The organism is Sporomusa sp. GT1 (assembly GCF_014634905.1).
GTDB lineage: Bacteria > Bacillota > Negativicutes > Sporomusales > Sporomusaceae > Sporomusa > Sporomusa sphaeroides.
In genome coordinates this window covers 55018-73155 of the sequence record NZ_BMBX01000017.1, presented here as the reverse complement: position 1 = coordinate 73155, position 18138 = coordinate 55018, and the positions used below count along the sequence as shown (strand labels likewise).

Genomic DNA, 18138 nt, shown 5'->3' with positions numbered 1-18138 from the left:
GGAGCCATTGGAACCATCGTCCGGAATGGTTGGAACCAACCATCCGGACAGGATGGTTTTTCGCCCCGGAATATTCATTTTGCTCTTTTTTGTCCGGAGTTAACAATGAATGATGAGAGTGCTTTTGAAAATAATAGCGTAATCACTTTCTGTCTACGGAGCGTGGATTGCGGAAAGTATGGTTTGCTCCTACAATGAGAAAGTGAGGTGAATGAAATGGATACAGCAAGAAAGAAACAACTCCTTGAGGAGTATAAAAACAGAAAACCCGAAATGGGTATAATTTCAGTTCGTTGTATTATGACTGGAGAAGCCTTCCTGGGCATTTCTAAAGATACCAAGACGGATTTCAACAGCACTCGTTGTAAACTGGCGACCAGCTGGCATCCGAATAAACGTCTGCAAGAGCTTTGGAACCAATACGGTGAAAAAAGTTTTGAATTTTCAGTATTAAAGGTTTTGAAATATGAAGACCCCGCCGCGGATCATACAGACGAGCTGGAAGCATTATGCGAACAGTGTCTGGCGGCAGATAAAGGAGCAAGGAGGATTTGGCGATGAATGAAAACATTGTCATGACGGTGGACGGCTATGACCGCATTGACGGCAGAAGCGCCTACCGGTCTGACATTAAAAGATTGACTCTGGGTGCGCCCCTGCTGGAAGAAAATAAAAAGATGCAGATTGCCGCGCAAATCTGGAAAGCAAACGCTGACGGCCAGCCGGAAATTCATATGGAATTACCCATTCATCAAATACTTGATCTGATGATTTTTCTCAGCCGTACCTTATTGTATTTCCGGGAAGCCTACCGGCTGCCGCTGTTATATGATCCGGACAAGCCCACGGTAGAGCGTATCGGTGTACAGGGCGGCGTTATGCCGGTGGCTGTCTGTACGGATAATCCGAATATTAACGAGGCTATTCAGACTTTTTCCCAGGCGCTTAACGATTTGGGCGAAATAAACGGTGAGCGCCTGCGTGTGCTCACCCGGATTTTGCAGGAAATGGAGTAGCATTAGACATGGAAAATCAATGGCTTCTGTCTCCGCACAGACAGTTGACAGAGGCGGAGAAAATGCTTGTCTGGAAAAAAACGCCGTCGCATATCGAGAGTGAAGCAGAACGCCGGATTTGCGCTGAAGTGAAGCGGAACTGGCAGCGGGGAGAAATGCGGATTACCAACATTTTATTGGAGGGGGATGCCGGGTCAGGCAAGACGCAGCTGGCAAAGGCGCTCTCGGCTGACTTTGGCCTACCCTACACCAAGATCACTTGCTTTGCGGATATGGATAAATCGGATGTGCTTGGCTCTATCCTGCCAGTCTTATCAGAGGATGGCCATGACGCAAAGGAAGTACGCTATCAGTTCTATCCATCGGAAATTGTCCGCGCTTACGAAAACGGCTGGCTGCTGGAAATACAGGAGCCTACCGTTATTCGTGACGCCGCGGTGCTGATGGCGCTGAACTCTGCGCTGGAGCCGGACGGCAGCATCAACCTTCCCACCCGCATTGTCCATCGGCACCCGGACTTTATTGTTGTCATCACCACCAACCGGGGATACAATGGCTGGCGCCCGCTGAATGAGGCTCTGCGGGACAGGGTCCAGCACAGCGAAAAAATGGATTTGCCGCCCAAGGCGGTCATGATGGAGCGAGCCGCCGCGAAAACCGGCTATGGCGATGAAGCGGTGCTGTCCCTGCTGGCAGATACTATTATCACGCTGGATGCAACAGCCAAAGCGAACGCCATAAAGGGCGTGGCCGGTATGCGTTCCTATTTGTTCTGGGCGGACGCGGTTGCAAACGGCGCTGCCCTCCGGGCTTCCATGTATCACAAGGTGATTTATAAAATCACAACCGAGCCGGAAGAGATCACTATTTTAGAGCAAGCTCTTACCGCGAAGGGTCTTATGAAACAGCTGGAACAGGCAGAAACACACAGGTGCGAAAGCCAAAATTCCGCTGTGATGGAATTGCACCTTGCCGACGACGGCAAATACTTTGCGGGTGAAGAGCGACCTGGGGATCAAAATGCTGTACGTTTACGCAAATCCACCGACAGCGAGGGGCATTCAGATCAAGCCTCTGACAGCGCGATCGAAACGCAAAGCAGCGATAACGGCGACGATGGAGCTCCCATGTATCACGAAATGGCGCTGGAACACCCTACGGAACAGCAAAAGCAGGCATTCCGCAAACAGTTAAATCAACAAGCCAGAGAAAGTGTCAAGGGCAGTTTGCATCAACAAGTAAAGCTGATTGTCCACCGTCCGGAAGCCACAGGGGAAAACAGGGCGGAATACCTGCAGCAGGCTTCTGTATTGATGCCTGTCATCCGGGAACTGGTGCAAAAAACCATGCCCCTGCTGGAGCATGAAACCACCAGTGAATTTGCGCGGGGACAGTTATATGGCACAACGTTTTGTGCCGATAGAGTCGCGGCCCAGGACTTTCGCTATTTTGCCCGTAAGCGCCCGCCGGCAGAAAATCCGACTCTTGCCGTGGCGCTTCGGATTGACGAGTCGGCTTCCATGACTGCATTTGGCCGGCTGGAAGCGGCACGGCAGGCGGCAATTGCTTTGTATGAATTTTGCACCGGCTGCGGCATTCCTGTGCTGATCTATGGCGATACCGCCGATCGCTCCCGTATCGAGCAGATGTCGCTCTACTCCTACGTGGATTTTGCCAGTAAAGACCCAGATGAAAAATATTCTTTGATGGGCATTCAAGGCAGGAGCAATAACCGTGACGGCATGGCATTGCGGATCATCGCCGATCGCTTGCTGCAAGCAGCCCAGCAAACCAAGCTGTTTATCAGCATCAGCGACGGACAACCCAAAGCCATGCCAGATTATACAGGCGACCTGGCAGTCGCCGATATGAAGCAGACTTTGCAGGAATATCGCCGCAAGGGCATCCTTTTTCTTGCTGCCGCTATCGGCCAGGACAAAGAGGTAATCAGTGATATTTACGGGAAAGAAAACACATTGGATATCACTGAGCTTAAACTGCTTCCCGCCCGGTTGGTGCAAATTATCGCCAGATACCTGTGATATTGGCAAGACAGGTAACAATCAGCCTAACGGCGGTTTGAAATAATTCAAGCCGCCGTTTATTTTTGAAAAGAGACTGCTCAAAAAACGCAGGAAGCATAGGGACAATTCTTTTTGCTTCCTTGTTTTATTGTATTTTGCGAAGCAAAACGTACGTCCCCTTGCTTCCCCGTCCGTCCCCTTGCTTCCCCGTCCCCTTGCTTCCGGCTGGGTTATAATCATAAAATACTGAAAGAAAAGCGGGATAGTGCTGTATTGGCACCATCCCGCTTTCTGCTTGGTTACGTTATATCAAAAGGTATGTCAATCATTATGGTGGTTAACTGAATATAGCAGGGAGGGAAACTGAACGGTTGCCGATTAAACAGGGAAATATCGCTTAGATCAGGCTAGCAGGAGACTCAGACGGCCGGATGTGCCAGATATCATCAGCATATTCCGTAACAGTGCGGTCACTAGAGAACCGGCCGGAGTGAGCGATATTTGTGGTTGCCACCTGCCAGCGGGCGCGGTCGTTGCGGAACAGGCGGTCCAGCCGTTCCTGGGCTTCCAGATAGGCGGCAAAATCCTGCAGTTCCAGAAAAGCGCCGCCCGGATGCAGTAAATAGTCGTACAGCGGTTTGAATTCATCGCCAATGACAGGCAGACTCCCGTCGATCAGTTGATTCACACAATGCCGTATCCGTTCGTTCTGGTTATAGACGGTCAAGGGATTGCACCGGCCCGTTTGATAGCAGGCCGCCACCTCCTCGGCGGTGAGGCCGAAGATGACGATGTTTTCATCACCTACGGCTTCGCGGATTTCCACATTGGCGCCGTCTAAAGTGCCGACGGTAACCGCGCCGTTCATCATGAATTTCATGTTGCCGGTGCCGGAGGCTTCCTTGCCGGCGGTGGAAATCTGCTCGCTGATATCGGCGGCGGGAATAATCAGTTCCGCCAGCGACACATTATAGTTTTCCAGAAATATAACTTTAAGCTTATCCTGAATGGCGGTATCGCTGTTGATTTGTTTGGCTAGGGTGACAATCAGCTGAATTACTTTTTTTGCCAGGTAGTAGCCAGGCGCCGCTTTGCCGGCGAAGATAAAGGTACGGGGCAGGATGTCAAGTTGGGGGTTATCCTTTAACAAGCGGTAGAGATCCATAATCCGGAGCGCGTTGAGGAGCTGGCGTTTGTAGGCATGAATGCGTTTGATCTGGATGTCGAAAAGAGAATGGGTGTCAAGGGCAAGGTGATACCTGTCAAAGATAAATTTGGCCAGGGCCTCCTTCCGGTCCTGTTTCACGGCTGCCAGTTTTTGCTGGAAAGTGGTACTTGTCGCAAAAGGCAGTAACTCTGTCAAGTGATCCGGCCGGTGCAGCCAGGCGGGACCGATGGTGCCGGTGATTAAGCCGGCCAAGCCGGGATTGGCGGTGAGCAGCCAGCGGCGGTGGGTAATGCCGTTGGTTTTGTTATTGAATTTTTGCGGCGCATGCTGATAAAACAGGTTCAATAGATCGTTTTTGAGGATATCGCTGTGCAGTGCGGCCACGCCGTTGACGCTGTAGCTACCAGCTACAGCCAGGTGGGCCATCTTGACGAAGCCGTCGGCGATGACGGCCATGGCGGCAATGCGGTCCCAGTCGCCGGGGTAGCGTTGCCACAGCTCGGCGCAGAACCGTTCGTTGATCTCGTGGATAATTTCATAGATGCGGGGCAGCAGGCTTTGCAGTTGACCGACCGGCCATTTTTCCAAAGCTTCCGGCAGGACGGTGTGATTGGTATAGGAAATGGTATGAATGGTAATGTCCCAGGCCTCGTCCCAGCCCAGGCCTTCTTCATCCATGAGAATGCGCATCAGTTCGGGGATGGCCAAAGCCGGATGGGTGTCATTGATGTGCACGGCGATCTGGTCGGCCAGGCGCCTTAGATCCGAGCCCTGCTTGCGCTTGATATGGCGGATAATGCTTTTAAGTCCGGCCGACACCAGGAAATACTCCTGGACGAGACGCAACTGGCGTCCTTCCTCATAGCGGTCGTCCGGATAGAGGATTTGCGAAATAGCTTCCACTTTGTTCTTGTATTCCAGCAATTTGCGGTAATCCTCAGGGCCTAAGCTGGAATAATTAACGCTGAATTCGTCCCGCACTTCGGCGCTCCATAACCGTAAGGTATTGACGGTCCGGTTGTCAAAGCCAATGACGGGGATGTCATAGGGGACGGCTTTGACAATCCCCAGGGGCGGGGCAAACTCTACCAAAACGGCTTTGCCGGCTTTGCGGTACTCCCAGATATTGAGGTCTTTCAGCCAGGAATCCGGTTTTTCCACCTGAACGCCGTCGACAATGGCCTGCTCAAACAGGCCGTAGGTATAGCGGATGCCGCAGCCGTGGCCGGGCAGGCCGAGTGCTGCCAGGGAATCGAGAAAGCAGGCGGCCAGCCGCCCCAGGCCGCCGTTGCCGAGGCCGGCGTCGTGTTCGGCGCTCAATAGTTCGGTGTAGTCGATGTCGAGTTCGGCCAGGGCTTCCCGCCAGACATCGCGGATGCCGAGATTAGAGAGATTGGTGTCCAGCAGGCGCCCCGGTAAAAATTCCATGGAGAAATAGTACACCTGCTTTTGCCGTTGGTCGTCGTAGCGGCGGGTGGTGTCCACCCAGCGCTGGCCGATGTAGTCGCGGACCAGGCTGGCCAGTGCGGCGTATTTGTCCGAGGTCGAGGCTTCATCCAGGCTTGTGCCCGCCAGTGCCAACAACCGTTCCTGAAGGGCCGTCTTGCAGTGTTCTTTGGTTAACAATTAACTCGCCTCCCTTAGAAATGCGCAAATTCTTTTACTCCCTATGCTTGCAGGCGGCAGACGGTCAGATAGCCGTCCACCGAACAATGCCAGCTATGGTCGGACTTCATGGCGCTTTAAGCAGTAAGAGTAAGCAGGTAACACTTCGGGGGTTATTGGGCCATAACACTGTTCAGCTGGTCGCTAATTCCCCGGAAAGCATGAACAAAGGCCTCCAACGGAGTCAGACTGTAAGTGCCGGTAGAAAAAACGGCGGTACTGGCGACAGCGCCGGTTTGCGTGTCATAGATAGTCTGATGCACGGTGATGTAATAGGTGTTTTTTTGTTCTTTAACGAGGCTGGCACTTACTTCGGATACAATGGCCCAGCGGCAGCCGGCGGCAAGGGCTGCCTGCTGCCAATCTTCCGTCCGGGTATTTGCAGCGACATACTCCGCAAGAGTATTCTGGTATACATCCTGTAATGCTTCCTGCATATACCAAAATTCAGCGGCCAAATTTGCCGGCAACTGGTTGGCCAGCGGCAGAATGTAGACGCGCTGCTTATGATCTGTCTGCTTTTTTGCAGGCTGAGCAGGCAGCTGTATGCCAGCTTCTACAGCAAGGCGACGTTTATCATAATAATTTTTCAGAGCCGAATCGATATAACCGGTTAATTGGTGGGCATCGCGCACAGTAGCGCCAGGTTTCCATTTTATTTCCCGGCCAAACTGCCGGTAACCGCCGACCAGAGTTTGCAGAACGCCGGTAATCCGGTCGCCAGTATGAACAATCCGGGTGAGGGGCAGGCTGGGTTCGTATTTGGCGGCAAAAGCCGCATTGCCGACGGCGGGAGCGCCGAAGGTAATGACTTCCAACTGGTCCGGGCTGACTCCCGAGCTTAGCAGTCTTGCCCCAGCCAACGTGGCAGCGGCACCGCCGAGACTGTGGCCGGTCAGGAGCAGCTTGCGGGTTTGGTCGGCGTGGAGCAGATCGGGAAGGGAAAGACTGACCTGCCGGGGATTACGTAAGACGGCCGACGGACCGGCTTGGACAAACTCGTCGAAGCCCTGGTGAACCTTGGGTTCAGTGTTGGGAATATTCTTTTTGGCGGCATTGGCGGCGAATTCGGCGGGATTACTGCCAGCGAAATAGACTTTGCTGACTTTCAAGTCGGTTTTTATGTCCCGTTTATTTTCTGTGCCGACAATGGCGACAAGGTAAAATGGAACACCGGCTTTCCGGGCCACCAGGTAGCGGGCGCCGGTACGGCCTTGAGCCTGCCGATAATGATCGATTTGCCAGCCGTCCTGCTCCAGATAGCGGTTGGCCAGTTCGCCCAGGCGCCCGCTATAGGCGGCTGCGCTGGCGCCGGCAGTCAGATACAGCTTGTAAGCCTCCTCGTAGTCTTCCTGGGGACCGGCTAAGCTGATGATTGGTATACATAGCAGCAACCCGGCGGTCAGCCATACCAGCAGGAAGCGTTTCAACAAATATCACCCCGCTTTCGTTTTGGGCGACTGGATGGTTACCTGGATGTTTTAAAGAACCTTTAAGGCAGCTAATCAATTCAAGCTGGAGAATAAAGGATTTAGTACCGAAATTTCTTTCTGGGTACTGACGGTCGAAGGAGGTATATTAAAATCGCGTGTGAGCCCGCGATTTTAACGAAGTCCACTTATTCTTTTTTGGGCAGTAATCCGTTGACTAGAATATCTGACATGGCGGTCAAGGCATCCGGGATGGTCATATTGCTTTCAGAGAGAAACCGGTAAGAGAATAAATCATCGAGAGTGCTGGCAATGATTTGGCGAAGTACTTTGGTATTGATCGGCCGGAGCGCTTTGGTTTCGATACCCTGAACAATCAGGGATAAAAAGCGCTCTTGGCGTTCCTCATTAAATTTTTGGGTGATCTGAAATTCGTTGGGATAATAGAGCTGGAGGTCGTCTTTCAGCCGAAAATTGTTAATAGATCCCAACATTGTTGGCGCAACTTTAAGTATGGCTGCTATCTTTTCGGCAAAAGTCAATGCGGCGTTATTACAGATCGCTTGTTCCTGCTGCTGAATATCTTGAGTTACTGATATTAAAATACTGTGAATCAGCTCGCTTTTCGAAGAAAAGTGTTCATATATGGATGTTTTACTGACACTCAGCCGTTTGGCAAGATCATTCATGGTAAAACGGACGCCATGGTAATTTATTTCTTCAATAGCTGCCATCAAAATACGGTCACGCAAAAAAAACACCTCGGTTTTGTTTAGTACTAATTTGACAAAATTAGTACTGCTGGTTTTATAATGTTATATTATTCCACTTTTTTTTCTTTGTCAATAATCGTTTACATGCTTTGCCTGTCTGCTAGATGGATCTTATCGAAGCAAGATATTTTTTTTTTGCCTAACGGTAATACTAGGTAGGGGAAAAAGCATTGTCCAGGAGGAAGATTGATGAAGCAAGAGTACGATAGCAAGCTGACAGCGGCCGAAATAGGAACACTGTGGTTCCAATACATGAGTGACAGTATGGTGCTACAGGTATTGACACTCTTTTCCCATCAGGTGGAGGACCGGGAAATCAGTCCAGTTGTGGAATACGCCAGGGGGCTTTCACAAGATCACCTGACGAAAATTACTGAAATGCTTGGTAGCGAAAACGTGCCAGTTCCCAATGGTTTCACATCTGAGGATGTTGAGCTAGCTGCGCCAAGACTGTTTTCAGACCCGTTCTTTCTTTCCTACCTCCGAAACATGGGGCGAATCGGGTTGCAAAGATATGGGCTGGCCCTAACCAGTTCAGCGCGGCAAGACGTAAGGAATTTTCTTCATGAATGCATCCGTACCTCGGCTGAATTGGATGAGAAGGCAACCAGCGTGCAATTGTCGAAAGGGCTTTACGTCAGGTCACCGTACATCCCAACCCCCGAGCGAAAAGAAATAGTTCATGCCAGCGACTTTATGGGGAGTCTTTTCGGCAAACAGCGTCCACTACTCGCCATGGAAATAGACCACATCTTTGTCAATGCCCAGTCGAATATGTTGGGAAAGGCACTGCTCATGGGGTTCAGTCAAGTAGCGAAAGACCCTGACATCCGCGATTCACTGCTGCGCGGCAAACAGATAGCTCACAAGCATATGGAAGTCCTCAGTTCTATGCTGATAAAGGAAGACCTTCCGGCTCCGATGAACATGGTTTCAGACGTGACAGGTTCCACAGTCCCTCCTTTTTCCGACAGGCTAATGCTTTACCACTCGACGATGCTGCAAGCAGCCGGACTAGGTAACTATGGCGTTTCGATGTCAATGAGTATGCGAATGGACATCATCACGATGTATTCGCGACTCATGCTGGAAATTGGCCAGTATGTCGAAGACGCCGCACAATTGTCCATTGAGAAGGAATGGATGGAAAAGCCGCCTCAGGCGGTAGACCGCAAGGAACTAGCATTATCAAGGTAGAAAAATCTATCTAAATCAAAAACATGGCAAGAAGAAAAGGTACCGAATTGCGGTGCCTCAGCTTGTAGACAAAGTCCAGGCTGTTCAAAAACGAGCTCTGAGGAGCAACGAAGCTAGGCGATTACAGCCTGAAGCTCCCTGCAATCAGGGAGCTTTTTCTTTTTCCAGAACTCCCATTGCTTTGTCACAGCCCCGGCGATAAAAAGCGATAAAACCCCGGGAAAGTAAAAAAGTGATGGATAACGTGACATAGGTGGTCAGCCAGCTCCACTGAATATAGCGAATCAAGTTGGTATGAAGCTCCAAAAAATACTCGATTACGGTGATGCCGGCGCTGAATAGCAGGGCATAACCCAGGATGACGCTCAGCCCTTTATCCCGTGTTATTTGATTGTAGAGGATGCACAGCACCGGAAACACCCACAATTCAAACAGCAGGCTGGTATCGTACAAGTTTGGCAGCAGCCGGTCGGGATATTCGAGCAGACGGAGTTCCACGGTCGGACTGCTGACAACAAAGTCCAGCAGGCTTTTAAACAGATACACCACCACCCAGTCCCGGAAATACCGCCAGTCGACCGCAAAGATCAGCAACAACAAAGTGATCACTGCTGCGGCCAGGGAAATAAACATTTCTACGCTAATGCTCATGATACACCCTTCCTGCGTCGGCAACGACGCTTAGGCTTCCGGGTAAAGCCGGTTCCTTGAAGCACTCTAATCCTGGTGAATACAAGCGGTCTATTGTCCGTAACCCTGTGTTGTCGTCAAACGGCATATGGCCGGTATACCTCATGCCTCTGCTGTGTTACGGGAAATAGTCGTCATAATTCTCCCGTTTTAAGGTTGTGAAGGTACAGGGACTTTTATTCCGGACGAGAAAAGGACTTTGTGCTAATTATTTTCGTACAGCAATCCTGTATACCCTTGCTTCGCCCTGGGATCGGACATCCGGAAAAGCAATGTGGCGTGTCACTTTCTCACCTTATAGCAGAGTCTGGCAAAGGTGGCATGTTTAGTTTGTAGGGCCTAGCAAAACCGAAAATGTACCGAAAGATACGGAGCCTGTGTGGGCCGATGGTAGCGGATGGAAGTGTGCTGCGTTGTATGCTGCTGAGCACCGGAGTTGGAAGGGCAACAGTGAAGCCAGTCGCCTCACTCTTATACAAATACAAAGAGGCTGCCGTGATGACAGTAGCCTCTTTGTATAAGAAAGTTTCACGCTAGGCATTGGGAACAGCCGCTTACCGCTGGTTGCTTGACATTACTGTATCATAATTACCGGTGTACCGATTTCCACCTTTTCAAATAATTCCTCAATATCTTGATTATACATTCTAATGCAGCCACCGGAGACATATCCCTCTACCGGTCCGTTCCATGACCCGTGCAAACAGGATTTATCCGTTGACAAAACCAGCCTGCGAGAACCAAAATCAAATTCGCCTTGCTTTTCATAACGAATTTTTTCAATGACTTCGTAGCTGCCTGGCGGAGTAGGTGTTTCCGGCCTGCCGCTGCCGATATAATACTCTTTGATCAATTTGTTGTCTTCTAGATAGCCGGCCCGGTGGGCAGTCAGATTTACAATGATTTGTTTTTTCATCATTATCCTCCTCAAACATAATATTATATATATAATATTATGATGTTTCACCAATGGTGGCTATTTGGATCAATGAGGGGGAAAAGAATTCTGCCCCGGATTGCTATATCGATGGGATTAAAAAATGCAGCGACATCTACCTTTAGAGCATCCGCAATATTACTTGCTTTATCGTTGATTTAAGAGAGAGGATTAAACGAGTTTACCAATGATATTTTTCCGATAGCCTTACCGGCTTCCAAATACTCATGAGCCTTAGTAATCTCTTCAAAAGTAAACTGTTGTTTATCTCTCTTGATACGCAATTTTCCCTGTTCGATTAAATTACTTATATGGTCCAGTATCCTGCCATGTCGCTCACGCTCAATATTGAAAAGCATAGGTACGGTCATCAATAGAGCATGTAAAGTCAGGGATTTCGCATGCATCGGTCCAATATCCAGAGTGGCTCTGGCGTTAGTAGTGCAGATTACACCCTTTAATTTTGCTGCTTTGAAACTGTTAGTTAAATTATTTCCCCCTACTGGATCGAATATCGCATCAAATCCTCTACCGTCTGTATATTTCTCTACATAGTTTTCAACAGACTCAGTATTAGAAAAAATAACATGGTCCGCACCAAAAGCTTTTGCTACATCGGCTTGCTCTTGATTTAAAACCGTACCATAAACAATAGCACCTTGTTGCTTTGCTAATTGTACAGCTATATGTCCAACTCCTCCGGCAGCACCATGTATCAATAATTTTTCTCCTGGTTTCGCCAGGGATTTTTCCATAATTCCTTCCCAGGCAGTTATAGTGACTAACGGAAATAATGCTGCCGTGTAGTGATCAATGCAAGTGGGTTTTTTCGCAATTAAATTAGCATCTGCTAGCATAAATTCAGCCAAGGCTCCTTGTAAATTTCCAACTCCACCAGTACAGCCGAATACTTGCTCACCAACTTTCCATTGACCTGCTGCTTCACCAACAGCTACAATCTCACCTGAAACATCCGCATTAAGAATAGCGGGTAATTGAGGTCCGATAGCAGCAGCCAAACCTGAGCGAATTTTCGTTTCTAACGGGTTAATACTACTAGCAGCTACCTTCAATACTACATGCCCCGGGATTGGTTCTGGCTTGTCTACCTCTGCGACTTCAAATACTTCCGGACCGCCATACTTACGAATTATCATTGCTTTCATTTAAAACACCTCCAATGCTTAATTCATTATACTAAGTGTTTTTGACACATTGGATTATCCGTAACCCGTCTCGTTGTGAACGCTACTGCGGGGGTTGGTAGTTTTTCTCCTTGATCAGCCGTACCAGGGCGGCGACAGCAGCGGCATCGTACAGCGTGCCGCTGTGGCGGGTAAGCTCATCGAGAGCAGCCTTCAGACCCAGTGACGGACGGTAGGGCCGGTGAGAAGTCATTGCCTCAAACACATCAGCGACAGTCACGATCCTGGCCTCTGGCAGAATCTGCTCTGCGGTCAGGCCGTGCGGATAGCCGCTGCCGTCCAGGCGCTCGTGATGCTGGCAGATAATTTCTGCTATCGGCAGCAGAAGCTTAATTTCCTTCAATATATCATAGCTCATTTGAGCGTGCGTCTGGATCAAGGCAAATTCCGGTGCGGTCAGTTTGGCCGGTTTGGCAAGCAGTTCGCCGGGAATGCCGATTTTGCCGATATCGTGGACAATGGCTGCACGGCGCAAGGCTTCGCAACGTTTGATGTCCCAGCCCATCTCGCGGGCGATGTCAAAGGCAATAATGCCTACACGCCGCTGATGGCCGGATGTATAGGGATCTTTCAGTTCCACCATGCTAGCTACAGCAAGCAGTGTTCCGTCAATGGCTTCTTCCAATTGCCGGGCCTGACTGGCGATATTTTCACGATAGCCGATGTTATCAATGGCAATGGCTGCTGTGTCGGCCAGCACCTGCAGCACTTCGACTTCCTCCAGCGTAGGAGTGCGGGATTCCGACCAATAGCAGCCGATAGCCCCGACGGGATCATTGGACTTAATCGGAACCATGGCCAGGCTGCGCACGAACGTTTTTTGGTATACGCCGATAGGTATGCGTTTGTCTTCAAAAATATCCTCAATGATAGCGGGCTGACGGTTTTGCATGACCCAGCCGCTGATGCAGATTTCCATTGGAAAGCGTAGGCCCTTCCACAGCGGACTGATCGCGTCTTCCTCCGCGTAATAACAAAAATTGCCGTCACGCAAAACGAAAGTCGCTCCGTCGGAGCCGGTAAGTTGGCGTACCGAATGACGGACAATATCCATAACAGATTGCAAATCGTGTGTGGCGGAGAGCTGCTGTACAACCTTGAGCAGTTTTTCCATCACCCGGATTGACGGAGGGCAGGCATCTATTCCGGCAAGCATCGGATTATGGTTCATCATATCAATAAAACTAGCTCCTTTCGGTAGTTTTTATAGCGGTTGCCGCCACTTGCCGCAGCAGGCAGACCGGATAAGATGGATTGTTGGCTTGTCAAAGTTTACAAGTTAAGTATACCATTAATTGTTTGGAACCAATAGTCTTGTTGAGTGTAATTGAAGGTTTAGCGATTTGACAAGTATAATTGGATATGCTATTATTAGAATAATTTAACATTCCTAAAGGGGAGTAGCTAGCGAAATAGGGTCAACACACTGGCAATAGCCTGGCCTTATTGTTGGTACAAGCCAATTAGCGAGACCTTTAGTATAGTTCGCAACTATACTAGAAGTGTCTCCTTTTTTATTTCTATGAAGACCTTCGGTATAGTTGTATCGAAGTTTTTTGTATGTAAAAAAGGAGGATAAGCATGGAGGCTTTTATCACAGCATCGCTCTTTGTTGTACTGGCGGAAATGGGCGATAAAACACAATTACTGGGGATGGCCTTTGCGACAAGATACCGCTGGCAGACGGTAATGTGTGGTGTTTTTGTTGCGACAGTATTGAACCATTTATTTGCTGTAGTAGTAGGAAGCTATATTACCAACTACGTCCCGATGAGCACTGTCCAAATTGTCGCCTCACTATCATTTATTGTGTTTGGGCTTTGGACAATCAGGGGAGATCAACTTGAAGGAGAAGACCGGGAACGTTCAATGAGTCCGTTTTGGACGGTCACCGTCGCCTTCTTTATCGCAGAGATGGGAGATAAGACACAACTGGCGACTGTTGCGTTGGCGGCTAAATTCCCCAATGAGATAGTTCCGGTATGGATGGGAACAACAATTGGGATGATGATTGCAAATGCAATAGGTATTCTCATCGGCGTTGTACTTGGCAAACAAATTCCTGAGCGCATAGTAAAATGGGGAGCTTCGTTAATTTTTATTTTCTTTGGGATACTCGGGCTTTACGATGCCCTGCCGAGAGAATATTTAAGTGTTACACGCGTTAGCTTATTTATTGCTGTACTCATAGCCTTAATTTATTTTGTTGCGAAATGGGGCAATCAATCCTCTAAGCCTACTCCGGAAGCCGAGTAATGGCGTTTTCCTATGTGGTACTAGCCGTTCGGCAATAAAATGTCAGGAGAGCATGAGTATGGAACACAAATGTAAGATAACCGTACTGCGCAAGGAATGCTATCAAGATTTGCAGGAACAGTATTTGGCTGATCCCCGGTCGGGAAAATGTCCTTTTTTTGAAGAAGGTCAAGAGTTTCTGCTGGAAGGCAATGATTTCTTCCGGATGCTGCATGGAAAATTTTGCTCAGAGGCATGGGATGCCATCAGCCGTTATGTATATGCAGCATTGCAGGGCGGGTCGATTATGAAAGGCTGGACAAATGACGAAAAGATGATGATTGCCTGTTGTAACGACGGCACTCGTCCCGTCATTTTTAAAATTGAACGTATTGATGTAGAGGAGTGATGAGCATGTATTGGAAATCTGCAGGTGACGCCCATACTGAGAAAACGGTGGAATTGGCCTTGAGTAAAGCAAAAGAGTATGGCATCAAGTCCGTTGTTGTAGCCTCCAACACCGGCAAAACCGCTCAATTGCTGGCAGGAAAAATTGAAAACGTGGTCTGCGTTACCCATGCCAATGGCTTTAAGGAGCCGGGTGTTAATGAATTGTCTGCCGAGCAGCGGGAACTATTAGTGAGTAAAAATGTAAAAGTACTAACAACCACCCATGTACTGTCCGGGGCGGAACGGGGTATTAGCCGGAAGTTCGGCGGGGCATATCCAGTGGAAATTATGGCCAATACGCTGAGAATGTTTGGGCAGGGAGTTAAAGTTACTGTAGAGATTGCTGTTATGGCGCTGGATGCCGGACTGATCCCCTATGGTGAAGATATCATTGCCATTGGCGGTACCGGACGAGGCGCTGATGCAGCGGTGGTCATACGTCCGGCCCATGCCGCCAATATCTTTGATACCTATATCGCTGAAATTATTTGCAAGCCGTAAGCAGTAACTATAACGAACAGGCACGCAGGAATTTGTCCTGCGTGCCTGTTCGTTATAGACAATAGTAGACAATAGGGACGCTCCTTTTTTGTCACCTACACTTTGTCAGGGGGGAAAATAACTTTGATTCCCATTATTACCTTGAGTGGCGGCAGTCTGCTGGATGGATTCATCTGAATGGAAACAAAGCGGAGCACAAATACTTATACGTACAACATCGCAGCACATGCTGACGATAAGACGGATGAAGGCCTTTCAGTAAGGTTGTGGCGTTATCGAAAGGAGATTGAGACTATTTATGGCAAAGAAAATCCGTAAAATGCGATACAAAATTCTGCCGCTGACCATAACTATGCCATTTGGCGATACTCAAAACACGATACACCCCACTCTGCTGTGGGATCAGCAGAATATTATATTGGTTGATGGCGGATTCATTGGTTCGTCCCCCATGCTTGATAAGGAATTGCTGTTACATGGAATTTCGCTACAGCAACTGACAGGACTTGTCCTGACCCATCATGACCACGACCATATAGGAGCGGCTGCCGCATTGAAAAGAGTGAATCCCAAACTGCAAATATACAGTTCAGCGGAGGAAGCACCCTTTATTTCCGCACAGGAAAAACCGCTGCGGCTTTGTCAGGCAGAAGAAATGCAAATGACCCTTCCACCCGACCAGCAGGCGTTTGGAAAGGCATTTTGTGAGATGCTTCGCAGGGTTGAGCCGGTTCATGTAGACAGAATGTTACATGATGGGGAGTACTTGAATTGGTGCGGAGGTTGCCAAGTTATTGCAACCCCAGGGCATACGCCCGGACATATTTCGCTGTTCATGGAAGAAGCTTCGATTGTTATAACCGGTGATGCCATTGCTTTAGAGAATGGCTTGCCTGTTATCGCAAACCCTCAATTTACATTGGATATTGAACAGGCCGCAGAATCAATGGAGAAATTACTTGCAATGAAAGCCAAGACCTATTACTGCTATCATGGAGGCATTTATTCACCGACATAACCAAACTGCTCGTAATGCGGCCAGGTAAGAGGGGAATAAAGCCTATGAAGCAGGTGGCACCTAACTTCATAGGCTTTGAACAATGAGGAACTGGCATCGGCATCAACAGGAGATTTCAGACTTTTTGCCTATATTCCAGGAAAGCAGTTTTCCCCATAGTCCATACCCAACAAATTAGCCATCAAAGCCAAATAAATAAGCGAGCCAATGCCTGTCCAGGTAGGTGCCTGCCAGGCTGACAGCCAGGAATCGTAGCCTTCCAGCAGCAACGACAATACCGCTAACGGAAGAATAGCTAAAAAACCTATCCAAACAATCAGCGACAGCATAGGAAAAGCCGGTACACCTTGAGTAGTCCGGCGATAATGACATTGCCCACACCCCAGCAAGCAGCGGCGGCTGTAACCAGCCAAAATCCGGCTGTCGTCATCTCACCGCCCTGTTGAGAAGCGATAATTGCCATCCCGATGCCTGCTACCAAAAGCCCTGCCAGATGGTTCCAGCGCCATTTTCCCCCGAGCCATACAACGCCTACCAATAGGGCCCATCACGAAGTTACCTTTTCATTTTACGGCAAAATTTCTATAAAATGCTTGACTTGGTGCTAACTCTAAGTGCTATCCTATCACCATAAGGCGGTGAAATTACATGCCGATTATAGTACAGAACACGCAAGAGCAGGAGGAGAACTCAATAAGATGAAAACAGCAGAGTTGAGCGTATTTCCTATGGGGGAAAAGAATGAAGCGTATGCCCGGTATTTTGTTGGACAGAGTTATTTGAATATGCTGTCCACAAGCGATGTTGTGATTGGCAATGTGACCTTTGAGCCGGGCTGTCGCAACAATTGGCATATTCATCGAGCTGCAAAAGGCGGCGGACAGATTTTGCTTTGCACTGCCGGCAGAGGCTGGTATCAGGAGTGGGGGAAGCCGGCGCAGGAACTAGGGTCCGGAGATGTAGTAAACATCCCTGTCGGTGTCAAACACTGGCATGGCGCGGCCAAAGATAGCTGGTTTGCCCATCTTGCAGTGGAAGTGCCGGGAGATGAGACCGCCAATGAATGGCTGGAAGCGGTCAGTGATGAAGAATATAGTCACTTGAAATAGGAGACAGAATAAGAAAGAATGGGATGTGCAGACCGGTTACACGGTTGGGGATTTGGCACTCTGGACGCCGGGTGATTTATTCGCCATGTATTTTGCCAAACCGATAAAGACTTTGTTTAACTTTTTTGTTAGGATCACTTCAGCGGTTCGACTCTTTTTTCTTGCTATCCGTATTCGTGATTTTTAGTTTCCCAAGCATTTTGTTGCTGCGATAAATCGTTGCCCCTATCAAACCGGCAGTTACGGCAATTAATAAGACTATTTCCTCTATACTCACGTAGATACCTCCATTTATGAAATCTGTGTGTTTACTGACAGGTTAAGCGCCAACGCCATTACGGCAGTCAATAACAATCGTCGTTCTTAACTTTTTAGACAGTTCTTCCAGGATATGCTCATAATAAGGACAGGCATTTTTATCAGCGGCAGTACTGCTCATGCAAGAGGACATCGCAATTATATCGGCGCCACATTTTATCAATAATTTAGCTCTATTTACTACTTGCTTGCCTGGACACCCAGCGCAGGCAATACAGCCAACTACTGCAGCCGGGCCTAAATTTCTAAATGCACCCGCTCCTGTTTTTACTGCTGCAAACTCTTTTGTTTCCCAAGTCATGTCGCTACAGTGCGGACAAATGATAAATCCCACTTTAACCAAAGATGTTCTCTCCCTTTCAATTTAAATTTCCGCTAAGTTTGCGCTAGCATTGATAATTC

At 48.8% G+C, this 18138-nt stretch carries 20 protein-coding genes; 9 read left to right on the top strand and 11 right to left on the bottom strand.

Features of this window, described 5'->3' with window-relative positions; all coding sequences use genetic code 11:
• Window positions 1-216: 216 nt before the first annotated feature.
• The 3 genes from GT1_RS16665 to GT1_RS16655 are packed head-to-tail and all read left to right on the top strand — an operon-like array spanning window position 217 to window position 3058.
• Window positions 217-561, top strand: coding sequence for a GIY-YIG nuclease family protein (locus GT1_RS16665; protein WP_188399657.1), 345 nt, complete (start codon window positions 217-219; stop codon window positions 559-561).
• Window positions 558-1016 carry a DUF6530 family protein gene (locus GT1_RS16660; RefSeq protein ID WP_188399656.1) on the top strand — a complete coding sequence of 153 codons (459 nt, stop codon included), beginning with the start codon at window positions 558-560 and terminating at the stop codon, window positions 1014-1016. Before GT1_RS16665 ends, GT1_RS16660 begins: the two co-directional genes overlap by 4 nt.
• An 8-nt stretch (window positions 1017-1024) precedes the next feature.
• The gene (locus tag GT1_RS16655) at window positions 1025-3058 is read left to right on the top strand and encodes an AAA family ATPase (RefSeq protein ID WP_188399655.1); all 2034 of its coding nucleotides are present in this window, start codon (window positions 1025-1027) and stop codon (window positions 3056-3058) included.
• Window positions 3059-3437: 379 nt separating this feature from the next.
• On the opposite strand, the gene GT1_RS16650 is transcribed toward GT1_RS16655, so the two are convergent.
• The 3 genes from GT1_RS16650 to GT1_RS16640 form a co-directional block, all read right to left on the bottom strand.
• On the bottom strand, window positions 3438-5834 hold the full coding sequence (locus GT1_RS16650; protein WP_188399654.1) for a glycogen/starch/alpha-glucan phosphorylase: 2397 nt from the start codon (window positions 5832-5834) through the stop codon (window positions 3438-3440).
• A gap of 152 nt (window positions 5835-5986) precedes the next feature.
• Window positions 5987-7306, bottom strand: coding sequence for a lipase family protein (locus tag GT1_RS16645; RefSeq protein WP_223226320.1), 1320 nt, complete (start codon window positions 7304-7306; stop codon window positions 5987-5989).
• A gap of 185 nt (window positions 7307-7491) precedes the next feature.
• Window positions 7492-8064, bottom strand: a complete 573-nt coding sequence (locus GT1_RS16640; protein WP_223226319.1) for a TetR/AcrR family transcriptional regulator — start codon at window positions 8062-8064, stop codon at window positions 7492-7494.
• A 201-nt stretch (window positions 8065-8265) separates the two neighbouring features.
• On the opposite strand from GT1_RS16640, the gene GT1_RS16635 reads away from it, so the two are divergent.
• On the top strand, window positions 8266-9273 hold the full coding sequence (locus GT1_RS16635; protein WP_188399652.1) for a DUF3231 family protein: 1008 nt from the start codon (window positions 8266-8268) through the stop codon (window positions 9271-9273).
• 144 nt (window positions 9274-9417) lie between these two features.
• On the opposite strand, the gene GT1_RS16630 is transcribed toward GT1_RS16635, so the two are convergent.
• From GT1_RS16630 to GT1_RS16615, 4 genes are all read right to left on the bottom strand, one after another.
• Window positions 9418-9924: a CBO0543 family protein gene (locus GT1_RS16630; protein ID WP_188399651.1), complete on the bottom strand. Its 507-nt coding sequence runs from the start codon at window positions 9922-9924 to the stop codon at window positions 9418-9420.
• Window positions 9925-10537: 613 nt separating this feature from the next.
• Window positions 10538-10882 (bottom strand): L,D-transpeptidase, encoded by a 345-nt coding sequence (locus GT1_RS16625; protein WP_223226318.1) that lies wholly within the window; start codon window positions 10880-10882, stop codon window positions 10538-10540.
• A 176-nt stretch (window positions 10883-11058) separates the two neighbouring features.
• Window positions 11059-12066 carry a zinc-dependent alcohol dehydrogenase family protein gene (locus GT1_RS16620; RefSeq protein WP_188399650.1) on the bottom strand — a complete coding sequence of 336 codons (1008 nt, stop codon included), beginning with the start codon at window positions 12064-12066 and terminating at the stop codon, window positions 11059-11061.
• An 82-nt stretch (window positions 12067-12148) separates the two neighbouring features.
• The gene (locus tag GT1_RS16615) at window positions 12149-13279 is read right to left on the bottom strand and encodes an HD-GYP domain-containing protein (protein WP_223226317.1); all 1131 of its coding nucleotides are present in this window, start codon (window positions 13277-13279) and stop codon (window positions 12149-12151) included.
• Window positions 13280-13686: 407 nt separating this feature from the next.
• On the opposite strand from GT1_RS16615, the gene GT1_RS16610 reads away from it, so the two are divergent.
• The 4 genes from GT1_RS16610 to GT1_RS16595 all read left to right on the top strand — a co-directional run bounded on the left by GT1_RS16610 (window position 13687) and on the right by GT1_RS16595 (window position 16309).
• Window positions 13687-14361, top strand: coding sequence for a TMEM165/GDT1 family protein (locus tag GT1_RS16610; RefSeq protein WP_188399649.1), 675 nt, complete (start codon window positions 13687-13689; stop codon window positions 14359-14361).
• 58 nt (window positions 14362-14419) lie between these two features.
• Window positions 14420-14749 (top strand): TIGR04076 family protein, encoded by a 330-nt coding sequence (locus GT1_RS16605; protein WP_075756754.1) that lies wholly within the window; start codon window positions 14420-14422, stop codon window positions 14747-14749.
• 5 nt (window positions 14750-14754) lie between these two features.
• Complete coding sequence (locus tag GT1_RS16600; protein ID WP_188399648.1) at window positions 14755-15291, top strand: pyruvate kinase alpha/beta domain-containing protein; 537 nt, start codon at window positions 14755-14757, stop codon at window positions 15289-15291.
• Window positions 15292-15589: 298 nt separating this feature from the next.
• On the top strand, window positions 15590-16309 hold the full coding sequence (locus tag GT1_RS16595; protein WP_223226316.1) for an MBL fold metallo-hydrolase: 720 nt from the start codon (window positions 15590-15592) through the stop codon (window positions 16307-16309).
• 128 nt (window positions 16310-16437) lie between these two features.
• Here the strand turns inward: GT1_RS16595 and GT1_RS16590 are convergent, their stop codons facing one another.
• Both GT1_RS16590 and GT1_RS16585 read right to left on the bottom strand, forming a co-directional pair.
• Complete coding sequence (locus tag GT1_RS16590; protein WP_188399647.1) at window positions 16438-16638, bottom strand: hypothetical protein; 201 nt, start codon at window positions 16636-16638, stop codon at window positions 16438-16440.
• Entirely contained in the window at window positions 16626-16847 is a 222-nt protein-coding gene (locus GT1_RS16585) for a hypothetical protein (RefSeq protein WP_188399646.1), read from the bottom strand. Before GT1_RS16585 ends, GT1_RS16590 begins: the two co-directional genes overlap by 13 nt.
• Before the next feature lie 160 nt (window positions 16848-17007).
• Between GT1_RS16585 and GT1_RS16580 the strand changes: the two genes are divergently transcribed.
• Entirely contained in the window at window positions 17008-17418 is a 411-nt protein-coding gene (locus GT1_RS16580) for a cupin domain-containing protein (RefSeq protein ID WP_188399645.1), read from the top strand.
• 139 nt (window positions 17419-17557) lie between these two features.
• Here GT1_RS16580 and GT1_RS16575 read toward each other — a convergent pair whose 3' ends face one another.
• Window positions 17558-17695: a hypothetical protein gene (locus GT1_RS16575; RefSeq protein ID WP_188399644.1), complete on the bottom strand. Its 138-nt coding sequence runs from the start codon at window positions 17693-17695 to the stop codon at window positions 17558-17560.
• 42 nt (window positions 17696-17737) lie between these two features.
• Complete coding sequence (locus tag GT1_RS16570; protein ID WP_223226323.1) at window positions 17738-18070, bottom strand: CGGC domain-containing protein; 333 nt, start codon at window positions 18068-18070, stop codon at window positions 17738-17740.
• Window positions 18071-18138: the final 68 nt, after the last annotated feature.